General features: G+C 40.5%; 10 protein-coding genes, 2 pseudogenes and 1 riboswitch. Of the genes and pseudogenes, 1 reads left to right on the top strand and 11 read right to left on the bottom strand.

Features of this window, described 5'->3' with window-relative positions; all coding sequences use genetic code 11:
• Positions 1–45: 45 nt before the first annotated feature.
• From V7201_RS09980 to V7201_RS09955, 6 genes are read right to left on the bottom strand one after another with little or no spacing between them, the layout of a single operon-like run.
• Complete coding sequence (locus V7201_RS09980) at positions 46–1110, bottom strand: BtaManbiosPhlase (protein ID WP_335376604.1); 1065 nt, start codon at positions 1108–1110, stop codon at positions 46–48.
• Positions 1111–1131: 21 nt separating this feature from the next.
• A complete protein-coding gene (locus tag V7201_RS09975; protein WP_335376603.1) occupies positions 1132–2082 on the bottom strand; it encodes an MTP-1 family protein in 951 nt (316 codons plus the stop codon).
• Entirely contained in the window at positions 2060–3679 is a 1620-nt protein-coding gene (locus V7201_RS09970) for an alpha-glucosidase (RefSeq protein WP_335376602.1), read from the bottom strand. Before V7201_RS09970 ends, V7201_RS09975 begins: the two co-directional genes overlap by 23 nt.
• Positions 3680–3701: 22 nt before the next feature.
• Complete coding sequence (locus V7201_RS09965) at positions 3702–4532, bottom strand: carbohydrate ABC transporter permease (RefSeq protein ID WP_335376601.1); 831 nt, start codon at positions 4530–4532, stop codon at positions 3702–3704.
• A complete protein-coding gene (locus V7201_RS09960; RefSeq protein ID WP_335376600.1) occupies positions 4519–5394 on the bottom strand; it encodes a carbohydrate ABC transporter permease in 876 nt (291 codons plus the stop codon). Before V7201_RS09960 ends, V7201_RS09965 begins: the two co-directional genes overlap by 14 nt.
• The gene (locus tag V7201_RS09955) at positions 5394–6713 is read right to left on the bottom strand and encodes an ABC transporter substrate-binding protein (RefSeq protein WP_335376599.1); all 1320 of its coding nucleotides are present in this window, start codon (positions 6711–6713) and stop codon (positions 5394–5396) included. Before V7201_RS09955 ends, V7201_RS09960 begins: the two co-directional genes overlap by 1 nt.
• Positions 6714–7341: 628 nt before the next feature.
• Between V7201_RS09955 and V7201_RS09950 the strand changes: the two genes are divergently transcribed.
• On the top strand, positions 7342–8370 hold the full coding sequence (locus V7201_RS09950) for a LacI family DNA-binding transcriptional regulator (protein WP_335376598.1): 1029 nt from the start codon (positions 7342–7344) through the stop codon (positions 8368–8370).
• 230 nt (positions 8371–8600) lie between these two features.
• On the opposite strand, the gene V7201_RS09945 is transcribed toward V7201_RS09950, so the two are convergent.
• From V7201_RS09945 to V7201_RS09925, 5 genes and pseudogenes are all read right to left on the bottom strand, one after another.
• Positions 8601–9470: an aldose epimerase gene (locus tag V7201_RS09945; protein WP_335376597.1), complete on the bottom strand. Its 870-nt coding sequence runs from the start codon at positions 9468–9470 to the stop codon at positions 8601–8603.
• 167 nt (positions 9471–9637) lie between these two features.
• Positions 9638–9742, bottom strand: a complete 105-nt coding sequence (locus V7201_RS09940; RefSeq protein WP_335376596.1) for a DUF3789 domain-containing protein — start codon at positions 9740–9742, stop codon at positions 9638–9640.
• Between the two features lie 48 nt (positions 9743–9790).
• Positions 9791–9875: riboswitch (cyclic di-GMP riboswitch) on the bottom strand.
• A gap of 550 nt (positions 9876–10425) precedes the next feature.
• Positions 10426–10740 carry a hypothetical protein gene (locus V7201_RS09935; protein ID WP_335376595.1) on the bottom strand — a complete coding sequence of 105 codons (315 nt, stop codon included), beginning with the start codon at positions 10738–10740 and terminating at the stop codon, positions 10426–10428.
• A 44-nt stretch (positions 10741–10784) separates the two neighbouring features.
• Positions 10785–11566: pseudogene (locus V7201_RS09930) on the bottom strand (NAD-dependent epimerase/dehydratase family protein).
• Positions 11567–11653: 87 nt separating this feature from the next.
• Positions 11654–11973: pseudogene (locus V7201_RS09925) on the bottom strand (polysaccharide biosynthesis C-terminal domain-containing protein); the annotation flags it as partial.

Genomic DNA, 11973 nt, shown 5'->3' with positions numbered 1-11973 from the left:
ATAAAAGGCCAAAATCATCACGCGATTTTGGCACTAATATTGAAATTATTTAATATAAGTCAATGAATCCAGGATGTCCTGCAGGCTTAGCTCAGCACATGCCATTGAAGTATCGGCAACTCCGTAGTACATTTTTACAACATCGCCTTCAACGACTGCGCCGCATGAGAAGACAACATTTCCGAAGAAGCCTTCTACTTCATAGTCTGCTTCTGGCTCAAGGATCGGCTTGTCAGAGCGAGCGATAACCTTTGTTGGGTCTTCGAGGTCAAGCAATACGGCACCCATGCAATAACGGTGATCCGTTGTTGCACCATGGTAAAGCTCCAGCCAGCCTTTTTCCGTCCTGAACGGAACAGCTCCGCCACCCATGCGGGCACTATCCCACATGCCCTCGCGCAGGCCTAGTAAGTATTTGTGATTTCCCCAGTGCAATAGGTTAGTAGATTCAGCAATCCACATCTCAGGTTCGCCAACACTTCTCGGTACAGGACGGTGAAGAGCATAGTATTTTCCGTTAATTTTCTCAGGGAAGATTAAGACGTCTTTGTTTTCTGGCGCAAAAATCATACCGTGATGCTCAGTTGTGACAAAATCCTTTGTTGAAACCATGGATTCGCCAACACCCACTGGTGATACGGCACTGAAGTAAATATAGTAAGTATCATCTATCTTTGTAATCCTTGGATCTTCAATTCCGAATGTCTCAAGCTCATTTGAAGGGTAAACAAATGGCTTTTCATCAATCGTAAAGTTATGGCCATCCTTACTGCGTGCAATCCTCAAATACGATAATGAAGTCAGATAAGCGAAACGGTTCGTCTCTCCTGCTTTTTGGATCGTCCGTGGATCGGAGAAATTGTAAGCAGGATCGTTCAAATTAAATTCCAGAATCTCAAGCTCATTTGTTTCCGGATTATAAACAGGTGATTTCACAATCTCAGGGTTATCACTGATCGGACGCTCTGCAACACGCAGCAGCATGATGATTTCATCGTTAAAAGTCGTAATCCCCGCATTAAAAGCACCAATTACTTCAAAGTCGTCGCGATGCGGTTTTACATCCATTGGTGTCACTACCGGATTCTCTTCATATCTATATACAATCATGTTGTAATCCCCTCAATTCAGTCAGTTTTTTTGCTCGTATCGTAAAAATGGATCGGCAATCGTAATTTTTTGTGCTTCGGCATCACTGATTCCTGCATAGATATCTGCTGTGCCATCCGCTTTTCGGACAATTCCACCGCTGAATACAACGTCAGCCAGGTCAGGCCGCTTTGAAGCACCAGGCAGGAAATTGCTTCTCATTGCAATCAGCTCCATATCTGAAAAATCTCCTGTTTCCGGATCAACCGCGAACACCATCGGATAATAATGGCGGTCTCCGGCTTCATCGAACGAAGCTACGTGGCCAAGTACACCAACCAAACCATTTGCAAGCAGATGCGGCTCGTTCGCCCCGCCCCACTCTTCATCAATGAACTGATCTTCAAATAGAGGAGCCTCATTGATGACATCGAGCGTCAATTCTTCCAATGAAGAAATGCGTGCCCAGCCAATTTTTCCTCTGCCGCCCTTTTCACCCTGAGGTCTTGTCAGCACACCGATACTGCCATCAGCCAGCTCAACAAGGCGAAGATCCTTCATGCCATCTGGACCTTTAGCAAATTCCACTAAACTTGCAATGTTCTTTCCTTTATAAAAAACCGTACGCCATCCTAATGCATTTTCGATAGTCGGATGCGGGAAAATCTGTACGCCGCCGAGTACTAACTCACCAGCAATCCTTGTGTAAAAAGGATCCTGTAATTCAAACACAGGCGCACCTTCTCGAGGAACCCATTCGCCGTTTCTTTCGATGAAGAAATACACGCTGGAATGCTCGCTGTCACGTGATTCCACGCGGCCGGCAATGACCTGCTCACCTTCATCTTCAAAAGGCGCTGAAATATTATAGACATCCTTATCACCGACACCAGTGAATACGATTTTTTCCGGATTTTCCGGCTGAGCTTTCGAAGAGAACTCCTCCACAAGCTGTTCGCAAGTTTTTACATTACCTTTCGTTAAGACCGTCATTCCCAGCATCCTCCTTTAAAATAATGACTTCATTTGCTGCTATTTTGAGTCCATCACTGCTTTCAAGCGTATTTCGCTTGTTCGAAAGCAGCAGGTTCATATTTTTCAATTCTAGTTCAAGCAATTTCTCTTCATCAGAAAAGTTCAGAGCAACAAAGGTCCGTTCCAACTCATTGCTTCTCATATAAAAAATCATTCCATCCTGATAACGCAAGAATTCATATTCTCCTGTTTGGAAGGAAGTATGTTCTTTACGCAGCTTCAACAATCTTTTATAGAAGGAAAGCATCGAAGCAGGATTGCCTTCCTGGTTTTCAACATTTGTAATACTGGCATCCTCAGGCACCGTAATCCAAGGCTCCACTTCGGAGAAACCTGCATGAGAACCGAAATTCCACTGCATCGGAGTACGTGATTTGTCGCGGCATCGTTCGTTACCGGCAGCCAGCGCTTCCTCCTCGGATTTGCCAGCCTTCAACGCTTCTTCATAGGCGAGGCGTCCCTGGACATCCATCATCATCAAAATGTCATCGGTCACCCAATCCTTCATGCCGAGCTCATCACCCTGGTAAAGGAACGGCACACCCTTCGCTGTAAGCATTAGCGCCGCAACAAGCTTCGCGCGCCACTCGTCACCGCCAAACCGTGATATATGGCGTGACATATCGTGGCTTGAGAAGAACAGTGTAGCAATTTGCTCAGAATCATACGCCTTCTCTGTTTCGACTAATTGCTCGTGAATCTTTTCTGCATCAAACTCAGCAATACTTCCAATGTTAAAGTTAAAGGATACATCCAGCTTGTTCAGCCCCGAGTATTGTTTTAAAATCTCGATATCCTCAGAACCAACCTCACCGACAAGGAATTTATCATGATATTGGTGAACCACTTCGGCGATTTCCTCGATCACCGTTAAAATCCCTTCCTGATCCTTGTCATACAAATGGATTTGTTCATTTTTTTCATGATCATATGGGTTATCGATAAAGGTATCGTTGATTGTCAGGAAATTGATGACATCAAGCCTGAAGCCATCCACACCCTTTTCCAGCCAAAACCTCATCACATCATACATGGCATTTTTGACTTCGGGGTTGGCCCAGTTCAAGTCCACCTGTTCCTTCGCAAAAGCATGGTAATAATATTGGCCTGTTGCCTCATCGAATTCCCATGCACTTCCGCTGAAAAAGGATTCCCAGTTATTCGGTTCGTCTCTCCATATATACCAATCACGCTTTGGGTGATCCTTGGATGACCTGGATTCCTTGAACCATTGATGCTCTGAAGAAGTGTGGTTCAAAACGATATCGACAATCACCTTGATATCAAGCTTGTGAGCCTCAGCGATAAAAGCTTCAAAGTCCTCCATCGTCCCATAAGCTGGATCTATTGAATAATAATCAGAAATGTCATAGCCGTTATCAACTTTAGGAGATGGATAAAAGGGAGTGAGCCACAGCCCATCTACTCCAAGCTCCTTGAGATAATCGAGCTTGGAGGTGATTCCCGCGAAATCCCCAAGCCCATCTCCGTTTCCATCCTTGAAACTAGGCATATATATTTCATAGAAAGCTGATTGCTTCCACCATTTAACCATGTGCCAGAACTCCAATCTCTGGTTACTTAAGTGTGAATTGCATACCTTCCTGGAACTTCTTCGCGAAAAGCAAGAAGATGATGATGATCGGCAATGTCAATAACACGGATGCTGCATACATCGGTCCTGGGTAGCCGCCATACGGGCCGAACATTTGTGATAAGAGTACGTTTAGCGTGAGCATGTTATCGCTCTTCGCGACAAGCATATCCCATAGCAACTCTGTCCATCTTTCCATGAACAAGAACAAGAAGATGACAGTAGTGATCGATTTTGACATTGGCAGGACAATCTTGAACATGATTTGCATCTCGCTTGCTCCGTCCAGCTTTGCCGCTTCAATGAACGTATCCGGGATCGCCTTGAAGAAGTTCGTGTACATGAAGACTGCCCATAAGCTCATCGCTTTCGGCAGGATCATTCCCCAGTAAGAGTCGTACATTCCTACCTTTTGGATAACAAGGAATGTAGGTATCAGCAGGATGATAGCCGGGAAGAACATCTGGAACAAGATCACGTTGTTGATCGTGTCTCTTCCTTTAAATTGAATTTTAGCTAATGCATAAGAAACCATTACAGCTGAGACCATCATCAAGATGGTCGAACCAGCTGATACTAAAAAGCTGTTAAAGAAGGCGTTAATCCATGGACGCGGGATGACAGATTCCCCGCCGCCAAGCAGCCATTCCCATGACTTCAACGAGTATTCAGTCGGGAAGAACTTCTTATCGACCTGACTCCAATCAGCAAAGGAATTCAACACCATGTAGATATATGGATAAATCATGATCAGCAATAGGACAATCGCAAACAGGTAACGAAAAACCAATCCTTTTTTCTTAGGTCCAACCATTTCGTTTCCCCCACAGTTCCAAGAGTTTTCGAATGATGTAAATCGCAACAAACGTTACAATCGATGCGATGATGGCAATAGCAGAAGCGTAGCCGGCTTGCAGGTTGGAGAATGCTTTTGTGAAAATCTCCATCTGCCATGTATTCGTGGCAAAATTCGGTCCGCCGCCAGTTAATTGATAAACCTCTGTGAAAATACCAAACGTAACACCAATCGATAAAATCAATACAGTAAACAACGCAGGATAAAGGAGTGGAAATGTAATCTTCCAAAAACGCTGCCATGGCGTTACTCCATCAATCATCGCTGCTTCATAGACATCTTTACTGATGCTTTCAAATCCTGAAGTTAGAATCAGCGCATAATATCCAGTGAATTTCCAGGCGATGATCAACGCTACTACGAAGAGTGCAGCAAACGGTGATCCAAGCCAGTTAATATCAATGCCAAATCCTCGCAGGAATTCATTCAGGGGACTGTTGTAGGACAAAATCCCTTTCACGATCAGCGAGGAAACAACGCCTGACGCCAGATAAGGAAGGAAGAATCCGATTAAAAACAATCCTTTAAATCTCGGCAGCCCTTGAACGATCAATGCGACAATGATAGAAAAAGCAATGACCAATGGAACAAACACGGCCATAAATTTAAAGGTTACAAAAAAGGCACTCTGCACACCCTGGCTTTTCAAGGCCTCGGAGTAATTTTCCATTCCGACAAAATTATACGTCGGCGATATTAAATTCCAGTCCGTCACAGATAGAAACAGTGACCAGACGAGCGGTATCAGAAAGAAAATAATTGCGTATAAAAGATAAGGACTGGCAAAAAGCCAGCCCAACCATCCTTGGTTCTTTCTCATTATTTGAGAGCCCCCTCAATGGCCTCTTGCATATCCTTCCATGCAGTTTTCGGATCTTTCTCTCCTTTTACAACTGGATTGAAGGCATGCTGGCCAATAAATGTCTGAATATCATTGTATTTAGAGTTATCCATTGGCGGGATTGCATTCGGAACGGCAGCAGCGTATGGCTGTAATGCCGGGTTGTTTTCAAAGAACGCTTTGAAAGTGTCGTTCGTTGTTAAATCATCACGTGCCGGTGGCAAGCTTGTCTTTTCAAGCCATTTCAAGTCATTTTCAGGATTTGAATAGACCCATTTAATGAATTCGCTCGCAGCCTTTTGCTGTTCTTTCGTTGCTGAAGCATACACGACAAGACCTTTTGTATCTGCGAATGTTTTAACGTTTTCTGTATCCATTCCGTCTGGAACAGGAGGCAATGCTAATGTGTAAGTCTCATTCAATTTCATTTCCGGGAATTTTTCAGCCCAATAAGAAATTGTCCATGGACCAATATCCGTAAAGATTCCCAATCCGCTTTCAAATGGATCTTTTGACTGTCTAGTCATTAAAGCGTCTGCTTTTTGCAGCTCTTCTACAAATCCAAGAACTTGCTCTCCGGCTTTCTTATCGCCAGTGAATTCAGTTCCTTCTACAAATTTATTGCCATCAGATGCTGCGTTATAAAGCATGAAGAAGTCGAACCATCTTTTCCAAGCTGTAGGATCAGCAAGGTCTGGTTTAGCCCATACATATTTGTCTGGGTGCTTTTCTTTTAATTTCTTCGCTACTTCCAGCATTTCGCTGTATGTTTTAGGCGGTTCGTTATAGCCAAGTTCCTTCAAGACGTCCAATCTCCAGCCAAACAACATCGCATTTGAGTAGATTGGCAATACGTATTGGTGGCCGTCAGCAAACTCCCAGCCCTTCATTGTATCTTCCATATTTCTGCTTTTCTTAATTTCATCCCAGCCCTCTAGCTCATCGAGTGGTAAAAGCGCTTTACTTTCAGACAGCTGAGCTGCGAAACCACGGTTGATGTTCTCTGACATCGTTGGTGCACTGCCGCCAGCAATCGCTGATTGGATGCCAGCTTCAGATGTCGGACTTTCCTTCATCGGGCTTACGTTCACCTTGATATCCGGATTTTCTTTTGTGAACTCTTCCGCTACTTCCTTCCAATACACTTGCTGTGTTGGGTTTGGAGCTGCCCAGAATTCAATTGTTGTTACGCCGTCTTTCGTGCTTCCATTGCTTTTATCTCCATTGTTACAAGCTGCAAGACCAGAAACAGTCAGTGAAGCAGCAAGCACTAACGAAGCCACTTTTTTGATTTTCATCCGATATTCCCCCAATTATTAGTATGATTTCCTAACTTTATGTTTTCAGTAATCTTACCTGAAAAAATGAGAAAACTATTAGTCTAGCTTTTTGAAGGTGACGTTTTTGATAGCGCTATCATAACCTTACAAAAAAAAGTATAATCAATAGTATCTGGGTCACGTTTATTGCTGATTTATCCTTTACCCTCATTTCTAAAGATTTTTTAAAATCATTACAAATAAATAAGTAATTAATAAATAATGTGTTTAGTAACTTTACAATTACATTATTGCACCTTACTAGTTATATGTCAAACGTAAATTATATATAAATTTTAATTGAATAAAATGTTAACTTCGATACATAGCTGTTGATCTCCGCTCCAGGCGCTTGCTTTCCTGGGGGCGTTCGCCGAGCCTCCTCGTCGCTGCGCTCCTGCGGGGTCTCGCCTGAACCACTAATCCCCTAGGAGTCAAGCGCCTTCCGCTCCGATCAACAGGCTTACTAACACGATTGGTAATTCAACAAGATTATAAGTTACATAATTACAATGATAATTTAATTGCTAAAAACATTTTGTAACGTTACAATGTAATTACAAATTAAATTACTAACATTTACTTTCATTAAGGAGAAGTTTTATATATGAAGAAAAAAGTGACTATGCAGGATATTGCGGATCGGTTGAGTATTTCTAAGAATTCTGTTTCGCAGGCTTTGACGGGGAAGCCGGGGGTTAGTGAGGAAACGCGGCTGATGGTTCAAAGAGCTGCGGATGAGTTGGGGTATTCTTATACTAATAATAGAAGCAGTCAAAAGTACGATGAGAAGAAGGGTATCAATATTGCCCTTATTGCTTCTGATTATGCTTTTTCGCTTAAAAGCTTTTTCGGGGAGATTTACCTTAGCGTGGAAAAGGAAATGAGGGCACGGGGCTGGAATTTATTAATTGAGTCGATTGACAAGGAATCGAAGGATAAGTTAATCCTCCCCTCTCTGCTGTCAAATCATCAAATAGATGGGATTTTAATTCTATCTCATATTAGCACTGACTATATTTCGAAGATTATCGATACTGGAATCCCGACTGTGCTAATTGACCATCACTCACCATACCTGCAGGCGGATGCGATCTTGACGAACAATCGCTTTGGCGCTTATAAGGCTGTTGAGCACCTGATCCAATTAGGACATCAAGACATTGCATTCGTTGGAGATATTGAGGTTTCCCCAAGCTACCAGGAGAGATTGGAAGGCTATATGCTTGCCCTGAGAAAACATGGGATAGAACCAAATGAAGCTCTATTATTTACTGACGCAGAAGAAAAACAGGAAGAAATAAACGGGTTTGTCGATGAATTGCCCTATATGCCGACTGCATGGTTTTGTGTAAACGATGGACACGGATTCCTTGTCCAGTCAGTAATGCAGCAAAAAGGATATAAGGTTCCTGAAGACATATCGATCTGCAGTTTTGACAACGGACAACTGTCCCAAATCGCTACTCCAAAAATCACTACCGTAAATATCGATTTAAACTACTATGGAAAAAAAGCAGTCGAACAGTTGAACTGGAGGATTAATCATAAGGATGAACCTATCCATGAAATCCTGCTGCCAACTACATTGATTGTTCGAGAATCAACCGCTGCTAATACAGTCAAATCAAAATAATTTTCATGGAAGCAAGGGGACGGTTCTCTTGCTTCCTTTTGCTTTAGGTAATTATAAGGTTTTTACTTGGATATTACATAGTTGTGCACGGATTGATTGCCCTGCACAAGCTCATAACTAAATCAGGCCTCCCAGAATGTTAACTAAGGGGAACATTTAGACACTTATTGCTGACATACTTTAATTATTCTAATAAGCAATAATAAAGCAATGGCAACTTTACCGAAAACTTATTCTTTCACCTCAATACTAAGTTCAGTAACAAGACTCTCATTCCCCTTAATAATGACAAGCTCTTCCTTACGGTTCAATTCATCCGTCTTAGCCATCCACGGCTCTACACAAACGAAGTCATTTCCACTTTCCGTCCATAACACGATGTATTTAAACTGCTCTCCATAGCTTAACTTAATCCTCTTCTTCTCTGCTGGATCACCAAATGAAATAGAGGAATCATTTGAATTTATGAAGACGACTGATTCTTTTAGGTTCGTTAAGTCAACCCTACCGGTGAACTGTTTTATTTGATCGTCATTGTAGTCATAGTATTTCGTTGCATCTGTTTCGTACCCAAGATTCTTTTCGCTTGTTTTGAAATAGGGATGAAAACCTGCATAAATCGGCATTGGCGAATCGCCCAGATTGTTATATTCCTGCTTAATCATAAGTTTTCCACCCTCTAGTACATATGTAAAAATAACAGTAAAGTCAAAAGGGTATGAGAGTTTCGTCTGTTCATTGCTGGTGATCCTTATCGATAGAAAAGCCCTGTTATCCGCCTCCTGACCAATAACTTCCCATGAAGCATTACGCGCAAAGCCATGGTTGGACATGGCATACGTCTTCCCTTCCCACTCATACGTTCCATTGGCCAGTTGGCCTGAAATCGGGAAGAGAATCGGAATGCCGCCTCTTACATTTTTTTCTTCGTTATAAAACGTTTCTTCATTTAAGTACAGCAACTCTTCACCTTTTACTCCGTATGAATATATAATGCCTCCACGTTCCGGGGCAATCTTGACCCATGAATTAGTCAAAGAATCTATTAGTTCGTATACTCTATAGTTTTGATCGATTGACTCTTGAACTTTATACATCATTCCACTCCTCTAGATAATATTCAACGTTGCTTCCAGAAGCCAGGAAATCAACATTTCTATATAATAGATTATAACCTAATAAAGATTGAAGAACTAAAATAGCCCTACGAATTCAAAAAGCCCTTAAAATAAATAAAAAGCAGCCAATAGGCTGCTTTCACTTTTGTTTACATCTCAAGATGACGGTCACCAATTTTTGCGGCATACATAAGGCTCATGAAAAATAAAACAGTTAATGAACCTACGATTAGGCCTGCGAAAAATGTTAACATAGCTTTCCCTCCAAGGGTTATTTCATAATTCGCCGGAAGGTCTTCATATTCGGTAGCTGGCTGGCATAGCCCTAAGGCTTTAGCCCCTATAGTTTTGCGCCACCATCTTTCAATGGTTTTGCCCTTTCGTACGAACTATGTTTCTAACTTGAGTATATCTAATATTAATATATTGTCAATTAAAAAATAGGTAAAGATAACCAATAAAAGAGTTTCCCAATTCAATTACTTTGGTCCTAATTATATTAGTTGGAAAAAGCGAAAATATAAGATATTAAATTAGAAATGGTAACCAAAATGACTAAGATTATGACATTAACTCTCTTAATGTGTGAATAATTTTAACTTTTATTAATCAACAGACATACATTTTGTCTACCTATGTCAGACTACTCCGATTTTTGAGGATTAAATTTCCAATATAATTAGAGGTTATATTTTCAGAGATGGGGAATAAACTATATAAGTTTCTCAAAATTACGGGGATGTGATGGTATGAACCGGGAAGGTAATTTTGGAGTAGGCTTTTCTTGGGGAATTTCACTTAGTATACCACTTTGGATTTCTCTATTCGGTTGGATAAAGTTATTGATAAAATTTTTATAGCTATGCAAACTTGTTTAAAAAAATATGACCTTATAATACTATAGCCTGTCCTGAAATAGGACAGGCTAATTCTTTAATTATGATAGTATTTCCTGTACCTTATTCATTACAGATTCCTTTAAGCTATCTAACTTATCTTTACTTTCCTCAAGTGTGGCAGCTTTTACCCCAAAGTAAAATTTAGCTTTTGGCTCTGTACCTGATGGACGAAGGCAGAACCATGAACCGTCAGCCAAGTGATATTTAAGAACATTTGATTTAGGCAAATCGATACCATTTTCTGTATTATCTTTAAGGTTTACTTTTATACTCAATGAATAGTCTTCAACAGTTGTTACCCCAATCGCAGCCATTTCGTTGATCTTTTCTTCACGGAAACGATTCATAAGCATTGCGATTTTCTCTGCTCCATCTTTTCCTTTTAAAGTTATGGTTTCTAGTCCTTCCTGGTAAAAACCGTCCTTTCAAAGATTTCGAGTAACCACTGATATAAGGTTTCTTCTAAGGAAAATATACATTTCCAGCCTAATCTATTAAAATCTTCCGTGAAGAAACAACAAGACAGGTTGGATTTCCTACACAACGGTCTGTATATAAGATATTCGCTTTCTTTCCTGTTTCCTTTTCACATGTTGCAATGACTTTCTTCACCGAAAAACCCTTACCGTTCCCTAAGTTGTATATTTCATTTGTTTTTGTGCCATTTAACAAATCTGAGGCCAACACTGAAAATGTTTTCACAAAGTTCTAAGGAATGCTGAAGAATAATAGGAATCAAATGCGATTCAGGATTATGATCCTCACCGATTTCCCCCGTAACATGAGCACCCGGCTGCATTAAAGTAGCGAAAAACATCATACGACAGACCAATTGCTTTGTGAAGCTCCTTTCGAATATGCTCAATCATCAATTTAGAACCACCATATGGATTAATAGGATTTGTAGGCGTATCCTCACTAATCATCTGGATTCTCTCTTGACTCCACCCACTAAACTATTAGCTGCAAAATGCATAACTGCATCAATATCGTAGGTAGAAAATACTTGCTCTAAATCTGAAGCATTCCCAATATCTCTCTGCTTATACATCGCTCTACTATCCACGCTTTCACGATGGCAAGTAGATAAAGTTATCAAGCACAACTACTTTTTGTCCCTTATCATTCACATACTGTATGGCTCCCAATATAGCCTGCTCCACTAACGACTAAAATCATGTAAACCCCATTTTCATTATAAAAATACAATAGGAAATTAATATTAAAAAACTTAGAGTTCTTTTATTAAAATCTATTCCAATATAATTATAAAAGCAGTATTTCTCTTTTATTCAAAAATAAATACCCAAGATAGCAAAATAGAAATGTGATTCCTATACAAAGACGTACTATAAATAAATCAAAATTTAAATAAATGAGTATATTACTTACAACAATACTGATTATAGAAACTATTAAATAGATAGATGGGAAATCCTTATGTCTTAATAAAGCTCTTGTTACAAAATAATGCATCAAAAACATAATAAAATATGCAATTAACGTAGCAATCGTCGCTCCGACATAACCAAATTTTGGTATTAACGTGAAATTTAATATTATATTAATGACTGCTGCCACTATTG

Origin of the sequence: Bacillus sp. JJ1122 (genome assembly GCF_036964885.1) — a bacterium.
Taxonomy (GTDB): domain Bacteria; phylum Bacillota; class Bacilli; order Bacillales; family Cytobacillaceae; genus Mesobacillus.
The sequence above is the reverse complement of the archived record's forward strand: the minus strand, read 5'-3'. Positions and strand labels throughout refer to the sequence as shown.